At 42.7% G+C, this 19198-nt stretch carries 8 protein-coding genes; 3 read left to right on the forward strand and 5 right to left on the reverse strand.

Going from position 1 to position 19198, the window contains the following annotated elements:
- The first annotated feature begins 20 nt into the window (after positions 1–20).
- Both BQ2683_RS10320 and BQ2683_RS13660 read left to right on the forward strand, forming a co-directional pair.
- Positions 21–611, forward strand: coding sequence for a metallophosphoesterase (locus tag BQ2683_RS10320; protein WP_235843913.1), 591 nt, complete (start codon positions 21–23; stop codon positions 609–611).
- Complete coding sequence (locus BQ2683_RS13660; protein ID WP_235843914.1) at positions 595–870, forward strand: metallophosphoesterase family protein; 276 nt, start codon at positions 595–597, stop codon at positions 868–870. The genes BQ2683_RS10320 and BQ2683_RS13660 overlap by 17 nt, the downstream gene beginning before the upstream one ends.
- A gap of 351 nt (positions 871–1221) precedes the next feature.
- On the opposite strand, the gene BQ2683_RS13265 is transcribed toward BQ2683_RS13660, so the two are convergent.
- The 4 genes from BQ2683_RS13265 to BQ2683_RS10340 all read right to left on the reverse strand — a co-directional run bounded on the left by BQ2683_RS13265 (position 1222) and on the right by BQ2683_RS10340 (position 13349).
- Positions 1222–11331 (reverse strand): Spy0128 family protein, encoded by a 10110-nt coding sequence (locus BQ2683_RS13265; protein ID WP_069988961.1) that lies wholly within the window; start codon positions 11329–11331, stop codon positions 1222–1224.
- Between the two features lie 309 nt (positions 11332–11640).
- Positions 11641–12240 (reverse strand): recombinase family protein, encoded by a 600-nt coding sequence (locus tag BQ2683_RS10330; RefSeq protein ID WP_069988962.1) that lies wholly within the window; start codon positions 12238–12240, stop codon positions 11641–11643.
- A gap of 462 nt (positions 12241–12702) precedes the next feature.
- On the reverse strand, positions 12703–13089 hold the full coding sequence (locus tag BQ2683_RS10335) for a metal-dependent transcriptional regulator (RefSeq protein ID WP_069988963.1): 387 nt from the start codon (positions 13087–13089) through the stop codon (positions 12703–12705).
- Between the two features lie 23 nt (positions 13090–13112).
- Positions 13113–13349: a hypothetical protein gene (locus BQ2683_RS10340; protein ID WP_069988964.1), complete on the reverse strand. Its 237-nt coding sequence runs from the start codon at positions 13347–13349 to the stop codon at positions 13113–13115.
- A 160-nt stretch (positions 13350–13509) separates the two neighbouring features.
- On the opposite strand from BQ2683_RS10340, the gene BQ2683_RS10345 reads away from it, so the two are divergent.
- On the forward strand, positions 13510–14409 hold the full coding sequence (locus tag BQ2683_RS10345; RefSeq protein ID WP_069988965.1) for a polysaccharide deacetylase family protein: 900 nt from the start codon (positions 13510–13512) through the stop codon (positions 14407–14409).
- 181 nt (positions 14410–14590) lie between these two features.
- Here the strand turns inward: BQ2683_RS10345 and BQ2683_RS10350 are convergent, their stop codons facing one another.
- Positions 14591–18646, reverse strand: coding sequence for a glycosyl hydrolase (locus BQ2683_RS10350; protein WP_069988966.1), 4056 nt, complete (start codon positions 18644–18646; stop codon positions 14591–14593).
- Positions 18647–19198: the final 552 nt, after the last annotated feature.

Here is a 19198-nt window from a genome sequence, read left to right on the forward strand (position 1 = left end):
ACAAAGGAGATGTTATCTTAATGAAAGTATTGCGTAACATTGCCCTATTATTCCTTATTTTCATCGTTGCTATAGCCGGATGTATCTTTTACGCATTCCAGATAGAACCATACCGACTTAAAGTCCATCCATATAATATCAACCAGCAACAGGAGGGTACTACTGGCTACAAAATGGTGCAGATATCCGATTTACATATCAAACAGGATTTTACCGATCAAAACCTGAAAAAAGTAGTGGACAAGATAAACGGGCAAACCCCTGATATTGTTCTGTTCACAGGGGACTTATATGACAATTATGCACAATACAACGATGACGAAAACATTGTTGCGGAGTTACAAAGAATCCAAGCAAATTATGCTAAAATTGCCATTTGGGGAAATCGAGATTACGGTGGAGGGGCGGAAAATGAGTATCAGTATCTTATGGAATCCGCTGGATTTCAGTTATTGAAAAACCAGGACTATTCTGTGACTCTAAATAACGGAAAAACAATTTTGTTTACAGGGCTGGACGATTCTTTGCTCGGAAATCCTTCCTTACCAAGTACAAAGGAAAGCCGTCATTTTGATTATCATATCCTATTGACCCATGCCGGATACCGCTGAAAACTACCTGAGTTCCAACTATGATTTTGCTTTTAGCGGACATAGCCATGGAGGACAAATCAACATTCCGTTTTTTCCTGCCCTAAAGGAATTTGCTTTATCCAACACTTCCCTATCTTCTAAATACAGCGAAGGGATGTATTCCATCGGGAACACTTCCAACTTTAACCTGTATGTAAATACTGGTATTGGCACCACCCATATTTCCGCAAGGTTTGGCGTTGTGCCGGAAATCGCGGTATTTCAGCTCTTCCTCTAAAAATAAAATGGTTCCACAACAATCAGGAATCCTCTTTTTGTTGCTTTCATCGTCTGCTTTTCAAAGCAAAACATTATATGATGATTAAGTTAGTGTTTTTACTGGAGGAAAAAATATAATAGAAAACCATCCATAAACGGACAATATACCTGTTTTCGGTTTCACCTTGAAATGGCATATGCTAGCCGCTAGTAGATGGATAACAACATCACCAATATTAATTTTCCCTGTCCCCTTTGTAAACGATATTTTTTATCCACCTATGATAGAACTGGACGATTTTTCACGTTTCAACAAATAAAAAAACCGGCCTAGATAGGCCGGTTTCCTTAACATAACGGAAAAAATGGGTTAACCGTTATGGGAACCACGTTTTTTACGTGATTTTTTCATAAATGCTGCAAGCCCTAAGGTGGAAAGAGCTAGAAGCATAAGCCAGATTGATAAACCATCGTCGCCTGTTTTTGGAGGCTCGTCAGGGTTTACAACTGGAGGAACAGGTTCTGGAGGAGCAACAGGTTCTGTATAAGTATTATAGAATACTGGTTTAGAACCACCTAAATATTTTATCGTTGCAACTAAGTGCCCTTCTCCATCATCTGTTACAATTACTACTACGGTATAAACCGTAGCATCATAAGACATTCCTTCCGCATTTCCGAATTGTTCAGAAAGCGTATAGAAATAGGTACCTGGTTGGGTATATTCAATCCCATTAAACTGGATGAAACCATCCGCCGCATTGGTTGCTTTGCCGATAATATTGCCATCCTCATCCTTTAACAGGAAGGAGAATTCCCCTGTTTGCATGTCGCGCCCGCTTAGCACTTTATCCGCACTGATGGATGCGGTAACACTGTCGGTGGTATACAGGTTGTTGAATTGTACTTGATCAACTGCCTTGCCGTCTTTTGCGTAAGAAACCGCAGCATGTAGCTGGCCATTGCCATCATCGGTTACCGTGACAGTTACGGTGTAAACGGAAGTATCGTAAGTAATACCGCCCAAGCCGTTATCCTGTTCTGTCAAAGTATAGGTATAGGTTCCAGCTGTGTTATAGCTGATTGGGTCAAATAAAACAGTACCAGTTGCTGTATTAATAGCTTTACCAACAACTTTTCCGCTCTGGTCTGTTAACAGGAAGGTAAATTCCCCTGCTTTCATATCTCGGCCATCCAGTGCTTTGTTCGCATGGATAGTCGCCTGTGTTCCAGCAGCGGTATACTGGTTATGGAATACCATATGTTCAACAGGCTGGTTATCTTTACTGTACGCAACAGCTGCAATCAGGTTGCCGTTGCCATCATCCGTTACGGTAACGGTTACAGTGTAAACGGTATTATCGTAGGTTACACCACCTAAATCGTTGTTGTTTTCCACAACAGTATAGGTGTAGGTACCGGCTTCTGTATAGGTGATTTCACCAAACGAGAACATGCCGCCAGCAACATTTTTCACAACAGCTTCGGATGGCATTGGAGCGTTATCAGTAACTGGAGCCAGGGCGAATTCAAACTCGCCTGCGTTTAGGTTACGGCCATCCAACGTTTTGGAGCCATCCAACAGCGTGCTGGTAGTTCCGCCAATGGTTACAGGTTTTGCGGTATAGGTATTGGTGAACTGGATACCAGTTGTGTTCTGGCCATCTTTCTGGTAAGAAGCAGCTGCGCTTAAATGCCCTTGCAGGTCATCGGTTACAGTAACGGTTACCGTGTAAACTGCGGTATCGTAAGCAACACCGCCTAAACTGCCGTTATCTTCTGTAACAGTATAGATGTAGGTACCAGCTTTATCGTAGGTGATTGGGCTGAATTCTACTGCGCCTGCCTGGTTATTTTTCACTTGCTGGATCAGTGTTCCGTCCTCGCCTTTTAAGGAGAAGCTGAACTCCTGATCTTTCAGGTCACGACCGTTTAACAGTTTATTGGCATGGAAAGTCATATTGGTTGTACCAGCAGAATAGGTGTTTGTAAACTGCGGTGTGGAAACCTCCTGGCCATCCTTGCTGTACGCTACTGCTGCATGGAGTTTTCCAAGGTTATCATCTGTTACTGTTACTGTAACAGTGTAGGAAGCGCTATCATAGGTAACGCCGCCTAAACCGTTTGCTTTTTCGGTTAAGGTATAGATGTAGGTACCAGCCTTATCGTAGGTAATTGGGCCAAATGTCACTTTGCCCGGCTGGCCGTTCGCAGCAGCGGTATTGTTTACTGTCATTGTATTGCCGTCCTGGCCTGTTAAAACAAATTCAAATTCACCAGCAGTCATATCACGGCCGTTTAATACTTTTGTCGCGTCAATGGTGATGCCATCGCTTGCAGCAGCAGTATAGGTGTTGTGGAATACAGGCTGTTCGCTGTAAGCAACTTCCGCTTTCAACTGGCCGGAACCATCATCGATTACGGTGACAGTTGCGGTGAAGGAAGCAGCGTCATAGCTGATACCGCCTTTATCGCCAGCAACCTCTTTGATGGTATAAACATAACTGCCCGCTTCATGATAGGTGATATCCCCAAATACAAAGCTGCCATCCTGCCGGTTTACAGCGGTGTTGGACGCTGGCATTGGAGCATTTTGGGTAACTGCTACCAGTTCAAACGTAAATTCTCCGTTTTGCAGGTCGCGGCCTGTTAAGACTTTGCTGCCCTGCAATGCGTTGCTAGTTGCTTCCCCAATGGTAACAGGGTCGGCTTTATACTGGTTGGTAAACACAGGGTTGCCAACAACCGCAACGCCCTGATTTGTATACGCTACAGAAGGCTGTAATTTGCCATCTTTGGTATCTGTAACCGTAACGGTTACATCATAAACCGTTTTATCATAACGAACACCGCCCAAGCTGCCTGGCAATTCTTCGATGGTGTAGTAGTAAGTGCCTGCCTGGTCGTAATGGATGGAATCGAACGCAACGTTGCCATTGGCTTGGTTGGTTACCTGGCTGATGACATCGCCGCTGTTGTCCTTGAGCAGGAAGGTGAATTCCCCTGCGTTCAGGCCACGGCCTTCCAGAACTTTGGTCGCATTTAACACTACATCCGTTGGAGCAGCTTTATAGCTGTTGTTGAACTGGATACTGGTTACGTCCACACCGTCTTTCTGGTAAGAAGCAACTGCGTTCAAATGGCCTTGCAGGTCGTCAGTTACAGTTACTGTTACGGTATAAACAGCAGGGTCGTAGGCAATTCCGCCTAAACTGCCTGTTGTTTCCACGATGGTATAGGTATAGACTCCGGCGGTTGTAAATTCGATTGGAGCGAATTGGATCGCACCGGTTCCAGCATTGGTTTTGGTATCGACCATAATATTGTTCTGTTTCAGTTCAAAGGAGAACTCTCCCGCTTTTAATTCACGGCCTTCCAGGTTTTTCATCGCACCCAGGGTAACGCTGGTTTTCGCAGCGGCATAGGTGTTATGGAATACAGCCTGGTTGTTTTCGCCATCAATATACTGGACATTCGCCACCAGTTGGCCGCCGTTATCGGTTACTTCAACAATGACGGTGTAAACTTCATCATCATAGGTAACGCCGCCTACACTGCCTGGTTTTTCCGAGATGGTATACTCGTAGTTGCCTGGTTTTGTATAGGTGATGTTGCCAAAGGTAAAGTTGCCCGCGCCATCATTTTTCACAGTCTGGGTTCCGGTAACGCCTTCTGGCATTGGGGCTTTGTCGTTTGCCGTCAGGGTGAACTCAAATTCCCCTGCTTTCAAATCACGTCCAGCCAGTTCTTTAGAGCCACCTAAAGCTGCGTTTCCATCTTTGCCCAGGGTAACGTCCTCAGGGTCATAGCCATTGTCAAAAGCGGCTTTGTCTGTGGATGTCCCGCCGGTATAGGAAACAGCTGCTTCCAGCTTGCCATCCTGGTCGGTATCGGTCACTTTGATGGTTACGGTGTATACTGTTTCATCATAGGCAATCCCTTTTTGACTGCCTTTGGTTTCAGCAATCTGGTATTCATAATCGCCTACTTTATCAAACGCAATATTGCCAAACGCGAAGCTTCCATCCACGCCATTTACAGCAGTATTGGATGCTGGCATTGGCGCATCTTTGGTAACCGGGGTTAAGGTGAACTCAAATTCCCCGCCCTGCATGGTATAGCTGTTGCCTTCGGATGAAGTAACAGTTTTGGTTCCGCCAATCGCGGCAACTGTTCCATCCGGCCCAACAACAATCTCTTCAGGGTCGTATTTGTTATCAAAAGCGGCTTTATCAGTAGAAGTACCGCCTGCGTAAGAGACAGCAGCTTCCAGTTTACCGTTGTTGTCGGTTACTTTTACAGTTACGTTGTAAACGGTGGCATCGTATGTCATATGGTAGATACTACCTGGTTCTTCCGAGATGGTGTATTGATACTCACCAGCATGGGTATAGGTAATCTTACCAAATGTAAAGTCGCCATCCTTATCATTGGCAACGGTCTGGCTGCCCTGAGTGCCTTCTGGCATTGGAGCGCCATCCACCGGTTTCAGGATAAAGCTGAATTCTCCCTCTTTAAGGGTATAGCTGTTGCCTTCAGATGCGGTAACAGTTTTTGTCCCGCCTAAAGTGGCGTTTCCATCTTCACCTAAAGTAACGTCCTCAGGGTCGTATTTATTATCAAATACAGCTTTATCTGTGGATGTTCCACCAGCGTAGGAAACAACTGCTTCCAGTTGGCCGTTGTTATCGGTTACCTGAACGGTTACCGTATAAACAGTCTGGTCATAGGTAAACAGTGTATTATCCCCTTTGGTTTCGGCAATCTGATATTCATACTCGCCTTCTTTATCAAACATGATATTGCCAAACGCAAAGTTACCTGCTTGATCGTTGGTAACAGTAGTTTCTTTTGGCATTGGGGCGTCTTTGGTAACTGGGGTTAAGGTGAATTCAAATTCCCCGCCCTTCATGGTGTAGCTGTTGCCAGCTTCCAACGCAGTTACTGTTTTTGTCCCGCCAATTGCGGTAACCGTTCCATCCGGTCCAACGATAACTTCATCAGGTGTATAAGTGTTGTTAAATACAACCCCACCATCTGGATAAACTACTTCTGCCTGCAATTTGCCATCTACATCGGTTACCTTTATGGTAACATCAAAACTAGAGGTATCATAACCGATATGGGAGTCTGTCCCAGCTTTTTCGGTAATGGTATAGTGGTATTCCCCTTGGTGGGTGAACTGGATGCTGCCAAAGGTGAATTTTCCATCCACATTGTTTTGGGCAGTCGCTTTTTCTGGCATTGGAGCGTTATCTTTGCTAGTTAATTCAAAGGTGAACTCCCCTGCTTTTTGGGCACGTCCAGTTAACTGTTTGGTACCGCCTAAATTAGAAACGGTAACAGCGGTTGGTTCATAGGTGTTAGTAAATTGAACCACATGGATTGGGCCCTGCGTTTTATCGCTGGCAATCACAGTTCTTTCAATGACCAATTGCCCATTTTGATCCCCTACTGTCACAGTAATGGTATAGTTAGCACCATCATAGCTCATACCAGGGATGTTACCGGAAACTTCGGTAATGGTATACTGGTATGTACCTGCCTTGGTGAATGTGATATCCCCAAATTTGAAATTACCGGAAGCATCGTTTTTCACGGTTTGGCTGCCAGTAATCCCCTGAGGCATTGGCGCGCCATCTACTGGGGTTAAGGTAAAGCTGAATTCATCCGCTTTTAAGGTGTAATCACCTGTTACGGTTTTGGTTCCGCCTAAAGCAGCGTCCCCGCCCAAAGTAACAGACTGTGGCTGGTAGGTATTATTAAATACCATCGCATCAACCGCATCCCCATCTTTTATAGCATAAGAAACATCTGCTGAAAGGGTTCCGCCATTGTCTTTTACAGTAACGGTTACAAGATAAACAGTGTTATCATAACTCATACCATTGATTGGGGCCACTGCGCTATCCTCTTTTACCTCATATTGGTAAACCCCTGGAGCGGTATAGGTCATTTCACCAAACGCGAAGCCACCCTGGGCAGTGTTTGTAACGCTGGTTGGGGTTGGCATTGGCGCGTTTTGGGTAACGGCCGCTAGGGTAAAGGTAAAGTCATTCCCTTTTAAGGTATAATCGCCAGTTACTGTTTTGTTGCCAGCGATGCCAGCGTTGGTATTGTTCCCAATTACAACGGTGGTTGGCTGGTAGGTATTGTTGAACGCTGCTGTTGTGGTGGATGTGCCACCTTCATAAGCAACACTAGCGGTCAATTTGCCGTTGTTATCCGATACGGTAACAATTGCGGTGTAAGTAGTTGTATCATACCCTATTCCAGTGATATTGCCGGATACCTCGGTAATGGTATACCGGTATTCCCCAGTATGGGTATAGGTAATATTGCCGAAGGCAAAGCTGCTACCTGTATTGGAAACCGTTTGGCTACCAACCACGCCATCTGGCATTGGTGCACCATTAACGGGGCTCAAAGTAAAGTTGAACTGGTTGTCTTTCAATTCAAAGGTATTACCTGGGGTTGGGGTTACTGTTTTGGTTCCGCCCAAAGCGGCGTTTCCATCTTCACCCAAAGTAATATCTTCTGGAGTATAGGTATTAGTAAACCGGAGTTCCGCCGGGACACTATCCTTTGTAATCGAAACATTTGTAACATTCAGTGTACCGTTTTGGTCGTCTACCTGAATGCTGACATCATAGGTGGAACCGTCATAGGAGATACCTGTGATTGGGTTCTCACTGTTTTCCTTTACCTGGTACTGGTATGTACCTGGGGCTGTGAAGTTGATGGTTCCAAAGGTGAAGTCTTCCCCAACATTGGAAACAGTCTGGCTTCCAGCGACGCCATCTGGCATTGGTGCGCCATTAACCGATGTTAAGGTAAAGTTAAACTGACCATTTTGCAAAGTGAAATTGCCATCGGTTACGGTGACGGATTTTTTACCACGAATGGTATAAGTGGTATCCGTAGCGTCATAGCCATTGTTGAAGGCGATTGCGGTTTTTCCTGCAGGATTGCTGGAAATCGTTTTGGATGTTACCTCCAGTTTTCCGGTTGCAGGGTTATCCTCTACCTGGAATGTCACGGTGTAAACGGTGTCATCATAGGTAAATCCACCCGCACCGGCATTTACTTCCCTGATTTCATAGGAATAGGTTCCAGCGGTAGCAAACGTAATGTCACCAAAGTTGAAGTTGCCTTGCCCATCATTGGTGGCAGTAGATTTTGCTGGAGCTGGCGCATTGCCTTGCGGGGTTACAGTAAAGGTGAACTGATTCTTGGTTAAGGTAGCGCCTGTCAATGATTTTGTACCACTAATTGCGGCATTCCCTGTTACGGTAACAGAATCCGGCGTATAGGTGTTTACAAAATTACGGCTACCTGTATAGGTTGGCTGCCCTACAATCAAGGTACCATCTTTGCCATCGGTTACACTTACATTGACTATTACGGTATGGCTGTCATAACCCACACCAGGAATATTGCCTTTTTCCTCGGTAATTTTAAAGGAATAATCGCCGGGGGCAGTAAAGGTAATATCGCCAAAACGGTAATTCTGGTTATCCTTATTTACCATAGTTGTAGCAGTTGGAAGAACCACTTTTCCATCTGTAATGGCCTGCTGGGTACTATCGTTCCCTGCTGCCAAGGTAAATGTAAACTCGTCGGTATCCAGCCAGTCACGGCCAAGGGTTTTTGTACCGGATAAATAGGTGCTGCCAGAAAGGCTGCCTGGCTGGTCAAAACTATAGGTGTTGGTAAACGCAGCTACCGCACCATTTTCATCCTTACCACTTACTACCCCTGTTTTTACCAATTGGTCCGCGATATAACCATTTGCTGTAGTTTCGGTTACAGTGTAATTGGTTCCAATCGGAAGCTTTTGAATGGTAATGGATTCCCCGTGTTTCAGAGTAATGGTATCGCCATCCGAGATAGTTCCAGTTTTGGAGCCGATGTAAGCAAAACTACCAGATAACGGCAGGTTATTTGTATCTTTCAGGTTTATCGTAAAGGTAAAGTCTTTTTGCTGGTCCGCATAATCGCCAGCAACCGCTTTGCTGATGGTCAAACTGCCATCATTGGCGGATACAACAATTTTACCGTTGTTACCCAAACCAACCTGCACACTGATATGCCCGTCCTGCCCTACCACCAGGGAAGGTTCCAAGGAGTTTACCGCTGTGCCAGTTGTGTTATCTGCTTTTGGAGTAACGTAGGAGGAATTCGTATATTTGGATGTCCCTTTTGGGATATGCCATCCACTCTCGGCGTTGTAATCTTTTTTCGCTAATGCCTGTGGAGTAATTTCGTTCCAGTTACGCTGGATCGTATTATTTTCCGTACTGAACACCTGGGTTTGATAGTAATAGGTTTCACCTTGCACCGGTTCAGATGTTACTGGACGGTAGTTTTCCCCTATTTTTTCATAAATCATGGTATCCTTTGGATAATAATAAAATTCGTTTTCCTGGGATGGATCAAAATTCACATGGGTCCCAGCAGTATCGTCCTGGTCTGTAAGGTCGTTCCAAGCATTGGTATAAAAACTATATTCCCCATTTCCGTTTTGATATGGATAATCCTCTGAAACTACCGAACTAACATTGTCTTTGGTAATTCCATCTTTTACGCCAACTTCATAGAAGAAACGCATTGGGAACACTACTGTTACATCAGTTTGTGCAGTAGTTGCTGTTTCCAAATCGTCTGTATCTAAAGTAACGGTATACCGCAACACGGGAATTAATGCTGCCGGTATTGACAACATCATCGTTTGCTTTCCGGTAGCAATCTCGGTTTGTACACGGGGACCAACATACATCAGGTCAGTTCCATATACCCCACCGCCTGATATACCTGGTTCGCCAGAATAGACATAAGAATGGTTTAGATAAACCGCGCTATCCGGTGCAGGCTGACCTGGTTTATATGGAGCGATATAGCTTTTATCCGCTGCACCATACCATGCCACATAGTTGCTGAACTCATTATCGTTGGTATAGGAAATCTGCCCATACTGATAAGCGTTCTCAATCAAAGCTACTGCTGTAGCCTCGTCGATTGACAGACGCTCCATGACGGATTGCACATATTGGTAAACATATGCGTCATCCTGATAATCCAAATCGCCCCAATAGTCGATGGATTCCTTAATGCTTCGGGTGAAAATTGCCCCTGTATACAGACGTTCCCCATAAAATAGACCGTTTAGGTTTTTAATCTGCATATAGTCACCAATTTCATCCTCAAAGGTAATATAGCCGGAAAGTTCAGAACCACTGGAATCGGTATCCGTAGGATAATAACGGGATTGGATGATAATTTCCTCCACAATTGACTCAAAGGCTGTTTGCAGTTGGTCTTCATTATTTGCAGTGAAATATTGATCAACATATTCTATGCTGTCAATTCCATCAACTACAGTGATTCTGCTTCTTCCTAAATTCATACTTTGTCCCACAGGCGTACTTTGATATGTTCGCCAATATTGTTGCATTCCTTGGGTATTATTGCGAGACGGGTCTAATACAGCTTTCGCAATATTACTTGACCCAACATTAAAGCCAAGGGTGTAGAACAAAGCATCTCTGCTATAGCGCTGTTCTAACTGGGAACGGGTATATGCATTGGTCAATTGAGTAACAAAGCCAACTTCATTGGTACTGGAATTAGAAGTACCATTTCCCATGTTACTATTCCCTACAGCAGTATAATTTGTTGTTCCATAAGTTGGGTTACCATCACTCATCAGTACAATAACTGGAATACGTTTTGTACCTTCTACTGACAGCGAATCTTCTGGCAGTTTTAAAAATTCTTGCAGACTAGCATAAACACCGCTTTGGATGTAAGTTCCTCCTCCTACTGATTGGGAGTTTGAAACGCGATTGTTATTACTATCCCGTACTACATTGGTAACTTCAATTTCATCACGCCAGCTACTGTATTCCAAAAAATTACTGGTATTATCAGTGGTGGAATAGTGGTCTGGTTCAAGCAAAACGCCATTACCAGAAGCATACAACGCAACTCCAACACGGTTGTTAACGTTTAACTCTAATAAATTTTTAATAGAGTCATTCGTAGCATTTACCATTCGTTCAATCGAAGTTGAAGACATACTGTTGGAAACATCCAATACCAGCATAACATCTACTGGAATTGTGGATTGTCCCACAATACTTTTGTTGGAACTGATTGCGGATAGCCCTACCAGGAAGTTATCGCTGTCAGAGCGCCGCACTGGAATTTCTTCCGTTCCAGATGGGTTTAATGTGACGTCTTCAGCCGATACCGATTTATCGGTCCAAATACGTCCAACTCGGGTGGTATCATTTGATATATAGTCGTTCGACCAATCCCTCATTGTAATAGGGTCAACGGTTTTTGTCCCAATGGGGTCATCCGCTGCCATTACAGGGATATTCGTGAATACACAGCTAAATAGCATCATCAATGTCAAAAAAGACGCCAATAAGCGGTGTTTCAGGCGAAAACGGCTTTTTTCTATGTCCTGCATCATAAATTTTCCTCCTCAAAAATTTTAAATAAATTTGATGCATTTATCGCATGTCCTCACAGGCAATACAAGCCGTTAAAAACCAACTGGACGGACTGCCCATTACCATCCATGCCCAGCTTTTAAAGTTTTTCCACCCTAACGGCAATGCTGCCTGATAAAGTAGACTTTTTCCTGCAAATAATATATAATAAAATTATCTTACTATAGAAGGGGGGAAATTGTAATTAACACGGGCAATCCGTCTGATTTTAAGTGAACGATTTTGTCTAGTTTTTTATGACAAATATAGGCTATGTAAAATAATAGTTCCTATTTTCCATGTACCCATCGAAGGAAGGTATCTTGAGATATTTCCAAAATTTTGGCAGCTTCACGGGAAGATATTTTTCGTTGCTCCCAGTCTTTTTTCAGCTTCCAAAACGCATCTGGAATCGCTTTTCTAGGTCTGCCAAAACGCACGCCACGCAAACGCGCTGCCGCAATCCCTTCCGCCTGTCGTTGGCGGATATTGCTCCGCTCAGTATGCGCCACATAACATAGGATCTGCAGCACCAAATCCGCAACAAAGGTACCCATTACATCATCATTTTTTTGCCGGGTGTCCAATAAAGGCATATCCAACACCACAATATTGGCGTGTTTTTCTTTTGTAATAATTCGCCATTGGTTCTGGATTTCCTCATAATCCCTGCCCAGCCTATCAATGGATTTGACAACAATCACATCATTCTTTTTAATGCGACGCATCAGTTTTTGGTATTGGGGGCGGTTGAAATCCTTTCCACTGAATTTATCCAGGTAGATATTCTTTTTTTCTACCGGAAATTCCCGCATGGCAATTAATTGCCTATCTTCGTTTTGCTCTTTGGTTGAAACACGGATGTAACCATAAATCTTTTGTTGTTGCATTTTTCATAAATGCCTCCTTTTCGTGTAATAACAATATTGTAAACCAAAATAGCAAAAAAATTTTTGTGGGCAGCTACTTTTTTCCACATATTACGACAATATTTTCATTTTAATCGTTAAAATTAACATTTTCTAACAGTTAAAGTTGTCTTTCTCCCATAAATTGAGCAATATTTTCAAAAGCAGGAACCATATCTTTTAGCTGCCCGATATTAAGGAAACCATGAATTCGTGTATATAAACGCGGTAAATGAATGGGCTGTTATCGGCAATATGAAACAATTAAAACCCACAAAAAGGAATATATAACATGATAAAACGGTAATCTTCTATCATCAAGTATTTTTCTAAGCAAAAGGTTTCTTTTATCCATCATGGAATCAGTAGAGTATCCCGGTAATATAGTACAAAAAACTCCCAGCCATTTCACCTGGCTGGGAGTCCCCTTTTTTATCCTATTTTTTACAGCACGCCCTGTGCGCGGCAACTCTCTACTAATAGTTTGATTTTATCAAAACTTTCCTGGCTAATCACATGTTCCATCCGGCAAGCGTCCTGATCCGCAACTTCTTTACTCACTCCAAGGCTAAACTGCAAATACGTCGAAATGGTAGTATGTCGCTCGTAAACCTGACGAGCTTTTTCCCTGCCTTCCTCTGTCAACAGGATATGCCCATGACCATCCACCACAATATAGCCCGCTTTTTTTAGAATTCCCATAGCTCGACTTACACTGGGTTTCGCGAACCCCAATTCTGTGGCAATATCGACCGATCTTACAATTCCATTCCGTTGTTCCAATACCAAAATTGTTTCCAGGTAATTTTCACCTGATTCCTGTATTTTCATTGCCGCCCTCCTTCAACGGTATATTAACGAATATAAAATATATAACAGATTACCGCAATCGCAAATATGGCAGTAATTGGCAGAGAAATTTTTAATATCCGCATTGGAATAAAAAAGATATTTTGCACGTCTTCCACCAGGCTTTCCCGATGGTCTTTTAGCAGTTTGCTAATCCAGATTAGGGAAAATACACAACATACAAATGAGATTAACGAAATAACCGCTAAAATAAGGCCTACTGTGCTTCCTACAATTCCCATAAATGATTTCCTTTCTGCGATAAAATAGTGTCATAGTAAGTCTATGCTAACAAAATGCTGATATAACAATTTTATTATATCATACATCTTTTGAATAAACAAACAAATTTGTATAAATTTAATGAAAACCCAATATACTGGAACAAGAGGTGAGGCTGGCATGAAACGAATCATCTGCAACTGGAAAAAAATTTTATGCGGTTTGCTTGTTGTGGTTTTGGCTATAGCCCTACTGTTGGGTTGGGGCCGTACAAAAACAATTCCCACAGAGGCGGAAGTTCAATCCTCAACAACGGAGGAAGAAGGGGTTTTTGTTCCCATCCTAATGTACCACAGCATCTTAAAGGACACCAGTAAATCAGGGAAATACACCGTTACCCCTACTACCATTGAAAACGATTTGCTTTACCTGAAGGAACATGGATACACTACCATTGTTATGGCTGATTTAATCCATTATGTATATGACGATGTACCATTGCCAAAAAAACCGGTTATGATTACCCTGGATGATGGCTATTACAACAACTATACCTATCTGTTCCCACTGCTCCAAGAGCATCAAATAAAAGCGGTAATTTCTATTGTAGGGAGCTATAGCCAAAAATTCAGTGAAATTGATGAACCCAATCCTGCTTACGCTTACCTGACCTGGAATGATATTTTGGAGATGTCCCAATCTGGTTTAGTAGAATTCCAAAACCACAGCTATGATATGCACCACCAGGGAAATGGAAGAAAAGGGACAAAACGGAAATGGGGGGAATCGGATGAGGAGTACCGGAAAAATTTTGAGAATGACCTCCAAAAAACTCAGGATTTACTCCGCCAGTATACCGGAAGTTATCCAACTACCTTCACTTATCCCTATGGAGCCTCCAGTAAAGGGTCGATTGATTTGATCAAGGAAATGGGGTTCCTGGCTTCCCTCTCCTGCTATGAACATGAAAACATCATTACCAAAGATCCCGAGTGTTTGTATTTCCTTAATCGGTATAATCGTCCCAGCGGAATCTCCACAGAGGAGTTTATGAAAAAAGCCGGAATTGCTGAAGGATAGTTTTACACTATCTGACGTAAATGGTAAACAGCCTATTCCCGTGGATTAGAAATAGCTGCTAAGAGCATGGTACAAAAAAGGAACCCCAATTTCGTGAAAAATTGGGGTTCCTTTAACATTCTATATCTGGTTAAAAAACCAGACTTTTCTTATATTAAGAGAAAAAGAAGTTTATTATTGATTATTTTTTCTTACGGGTGAACAACAGAGCTGCTCCTGCTAATGTAATTGCTGCTAATCCTGCAATTGGAGCAAAATCGCCTGTTTTCGCCGCGTTTGCTTTTGGTGTGGTAGATTCCTCTCCAGTTTGAGTAGCTGTATCATCAGTGGACGGTGTTGTTTCTTCTGGAACACTTCCATCTACTGTTACTAATTGATCCATTGCAGCTTGTACGTTTGTTACTGCTGCATCTACTTCCTCTTGAGTTGCGTTTTCATCTGCCATTACGTCATTTGCTTCTGCTACTGCTGCTGTCAATACTGCGTAGCTTTCTGCTGTATACGCAGATGCGTCTTTACCATTCGCTTCTGCCAATACAGATTCTAAGATCGATTTATCTGCTTTATATCTCAGATTCAGCATTGCGTTCAACAGGTTAGTTTCTGCTGTTTCGATTTCTGCCTGCATTGCGTTGTCTTTGTCTGCAAGGATTGCCTGTGCTGCTGCCAATGCTTCTTTAAATTCTGCTTGGCCTGCTTCTACATAGTCATTCATGTCATAACCTTCTGCCAATGCTACTAGAGTTTCTAAGGAAGTGATATCCCCTTTCACGAAGCCTAGTTTATGGATTTCGGTCATCAATGTTTTCCATGCCGCGTCTACTTCTTCCTGAGTTGCTGCTGGATCTGCTGCAACTGCTTTGGCTGCATCCAATGCTGCATTGAAAGTTTTCTGCACATCCGCAATGATATTATTGAATTCATCAGATGCTTTTTGTTGTTCTGCATAGTCAATAACAGTGTTTAAAATATCTTTATCCGCTACTTCGTATTCAGAATCTACGAAAGGAACGATTACTGCCTGGCTTGGCCCATATGGCAAGTATTTTGTCTGTCTCATTTCACCAAACCAATTATTTCTGCTATTTCCACCAGGTTTAATTGCGCCACGGGAAAGTTGAACATTTCCTAATGGAGAACTATATTCAATATGGATCGTATTTTCACCGTCTACCAGGTATTCACTGATATCCGCTACTGGGTCTGTAGAACTGATACCACCTGTGTATTGTTCTGTTCCTTCATATCCTTCAATTACAGATTGTGGAACTTTGGTTGGGTTCGTACTTACATCTCCGCCAACTTTCTGTCCATTAATCCATACTTTCATGCTGGAATAGAATTCATCGCCAAAGTCGATATATGCACCATCAGCGGAACTGCTATCCCAATTAAATTTCGCATCATAATACCCAATACCGGATACGCTTTCCCCTACTTCAGGAATATTATTCCATGTGGTCAGTTCATCCAGTTTTACATTGATATCTGTCTTATCAGTGTCAACTTTAGTATTTACTGTGTGTACATCACCAATCGTTTCTTCACTGCGGAGTACATTTTCGGATGGTGTCCAAGATTCTACTGTTACATCCCAGTTAGTAATTGGGTAGGATTCTGGTACGTTGATTTCTTCTGTTACTGTTCTGCCACTGCTCAGTTCAGTAGTATAAGTGCCGCTTTGAGTTGCTCGTACTGCTACACCATTTTCTGTTCCATATGCCATATCTGCGTTGGTTGAAGTTGCGTGGAATGATTCCTCAGTTACTGGTTCAAACGCATATAGAGCGATATCATCATAGTCCAAATCGATTGGGAATACAGTCTGACCATCTTCATAATAGTAATTACCAATTTCAGTTACTTCACCTGTCCAGGAATCGATGGTATATGGGATATACATGCCATCCATCCGGATTTCTGTCTTGATGTTGGTTCCATGGTCTTCTGTTTTTACTTCATCAATGAAGCTGTTTTCATGGTAATCGTTGGAGCAGTAATTATAAGCATACAAATAACGGCTACCATCTTCTGCTTCACGGGTTTGGGTCAATAACTGATGGTTTGCCCCATTAAATTCAGCGTATGGACGGATGCCCATTTCCTGCATTGCATCGTACAGACCATCGTCATAGCCTTCCGCTACTTTGTCAAAGTAATCAAAGTCTTCAGAAGCATCGTAAATTTCTACATCTTTTACATTTGGCAGGGCTCTCATCTGTTCCATAATGGAAGCCAATTCTTCGTCCTTACCATCATTAAAGGTAGTGCGTTCCGCAGCCCCTTCCATAATAAAGACTGGCAGGCCTTTTTGTGCCCATTCATAGATTAATTTCGCACCGTCAACATCTAACCAATCCTGGTAAAGAACAAGGGATTTATAACCTGCTGGTTCTACTGTCTTGGTGTTTTCATCAAAATAAACACCTTCTGCTTTGAGCATATCAGGGCTAAAGTAATCATAGGTATAGCCGTTATCCTGCAGTTCAGTAGAACGATAGTAAACACCCTGATGAGCCAACATATACTGCATACCAGTGAGGCCATCTCCAGATTCTCCACCAAATCTTACACCTTGGTTCCAGTTGTTGTGGATAAAGCCAACATCGGTTCTGGAATTACCGGTTTGTAACATCTGCTGGATACGTCCCAGATGTGCGTTCATTTCGTCAAAGTCCTTATAGGAAGGTTCACGGGTTCCCCAACGGTCAAAACCAGAGCCCCAACCTGGCCATGCAGCGTTTTCACCATAGCTATAGCCCGCGCTCCAAATATGCCAGATTAACTGTTGGAAACCGGAAGCATACATGGTATAAGCATCTTCCAAGCGAAGTTGTTGTGGGGTATAATAGGTATTTAATTCAGTTCCTGTTTCACTGGAAAGAACTTTATCCAACAGATGGTTGCCAGCACTATGTAATCTTAAAATATCAACCTGGTTGTACTGGTTCAAACTCTCTGCTTCTGGATAATCTACATACATTGCTGGTTCTGTGATTTCAAATGACCGACCATAGGAAATCTGGGCACGTGTTTCAATTCCTACAGAATTTAACCATTCTTTTAATGGTTGTAGCATATTTTCACAATACAATTGTGTCAATACATCTACCCAGTCGTTGATAATTTTTTCCCGGTCATTTTTATCATTATACAGGTCATGGGTACCTTCCGCAGGTTGAGTATATGGATCATATACAGCCTGTACCTGTGGCAAGCCATCTACTAAGAACAGGTATGGCATGATATCATAGCCTTTACGGTTGATAAATTCTTGCCGGATATCTTCTGTCCACCAGGTAATACCACCGTCAGGATTCAACTCAATGGAGTCCATAAACAGCTGTACATCGCCCTCTTTGATCTTCTCGTTCAATTCTGGGTCATTTAGATAATGCTCTTCCCAGAACGAACGTAAAGCGTCAACCCCTCTGGTATCAAAGTAGTTGGTTGCGTAGCAAGTTTCCGCCGCTGGGGAAGCTGTTTTGTAGTTCCCATGGGTCCAGTATCCAAATACCACATAATCAGAATCCGCTGGAGCTGTCCAGTTGATTGCCTGGTCATAAACAGTTGCGCCTTCTACTGCTGTTACCTGATTACTTAAGTCAATCATAGAACCTGGTTCTACAACATAGCTTTCTCCATCCGTACTAGCAAGTTTCCCTGCATATGCGGCAACAAATTTCCCTTTGTTGCTTTCTCTCTGGGTAGATGGTTTTGGCAATGCGGTAATGCTTTCCCCTGCTTTGACTACCTGGGATCCCATTGCCACAACTTGGCTTGCTTCCTGGCTATCTGGATCCAACCCTGGTACGTTTGAGGTTGACCAGTTGGTACCAGAAGTTAAGCTCAATGTCATGCCCAGATCCAGGATTTTGTTCATCATCAGTTTCCACTTGTGGGACCACATCTCGGAACCATATGCGTAGGTGTCATCCGGTGCGTTTCCATCCGACTGCATACATAGCTCTACGCCACGGAACCCTGCGTCATACAATGCCTGGATTTCTTCCAGCAGCGCTTCATCTGTATTGGATGCTTCCCCGATCCACCAGCGCACTTCTGTACTGTACACCCTATCTGGATCGGTATACTGGGATTCCAGTTTACTGGCAAAATCCGCTGTGCCAGCAACATTGTCGCCAATCGCGCTAACAGCAGATGCCGCTACTGTAGAAAGCATGGTAGCAGCCAGCAATACGCCAAGGGCTTTTTTTGCTTTGTTTTTTAACTTCATCGTTTTTCCTCCTTTAGAAATGGATGGTTTGTAAAGAGGACAAAATCAGGATAGCCTACATGATGGTTTTCTATCAAAAATTTATTTTAAATTTTTGCAATTAATTAAACCAAACATGCCGCCCAAAAAACAGCCGTAAAATAAGATGCTCCCTAAACTAAATGTTTCCATCAGTTTTCTATGGTAAAACATCCTTTTACACCACTGTAAATGTGGCAATCACTTTATTTTCCGCTTTACAAGATAGATGATTAATCTGTTATATTATTAAAACATAACAGAAATTGCTTACAAAATATATAAAATATATTTTGTATCTGCGATTAATATTATAATATTTATCTATTTTTATCACAATGGGCATTCATGAACTAAAAAGTGGTAATTTTTTGTACTTTCTGGTATAAAATCTAACACTCTATCAAGTAAAAACAACCCGGGAATCCAGGACGGATTCTCCGGATTGTTCCTCAATGGAAAAGAAAAATTTGTTTGTTATCTTAAAGATTATCTCTTTTGAGGGAGCTGCATCTGCTAAGGCGATTTCCGACA

Source organism: Massilioclostridium coli (assembly GCF_900095865.1).
GTDB lineage: Bacteria > Bacillota > Clostridia > Oscillospirales > Ruminococcaceae > Massilioclostridium > Massilioclostridium facile.

Excerpts from the sequence above, each read along its gene's own strand:
- BQ2683_RS10345 (WP_069988965.1), top strand. The coding sequence starts at position 13,510 with ATGAAACGAATCATCTGCAACTGGAAAAAAATTTTATGCGGTTTGCTT.
- BQ2683_RS10330 (WP_069988962.1), bottom strand. The coding sequence starts at position 12,240 with ATGCAACAACAAAAGATTTATGGTTACATCCGTGTTTCAACCAAAGAG.
- BQ2683_RS10335 (WP_069988963.1), bottom strand. The coding sequence starts at position 13,089 with ATGAAAATACAGGAATCAGGTGAAAATTACCTGGAAACAATTTTGGTA.
- BQ2683_RS10340 (WP_069988964.1), bottom strand. The coding sequence starts at position 13,349 with ATGGGAATTGTAGGAAGCACAGTAGGCCTTATTTTAGCGGTTATTTCG.
- BQ2683_RS13660 (WP_235843914.1), top strand. The coding sequence starts at position 595 with ATGCCGGATACCGCTGAAAACTACCTGAGTTCCAACTATGATTTTGCT.
- BQ2683_RS13265 (WP_069988961.1), bottom strand. The coding sequence starts at position 11,331 with ATGATGCAGGACATAGAAAAAAGCCGTTTTCGCCTGAAACACCGCTTA.
- BQ2683_RS10350 (WP_069988966.1), bottom strand. The coding sequence starts at position 18,646 with ATGAAGTTAAAAAACAAAGCAAAAAAAGCCCTTGGCGTATTGCTGGCT.
- BQ2683_RS10320 (WP_235843913.1), top strand. The coding sequence starts at position 21 with ATGAAAGTATTGCGTAACATTGCCCTATTATTCCTTATTTTCATCGTT.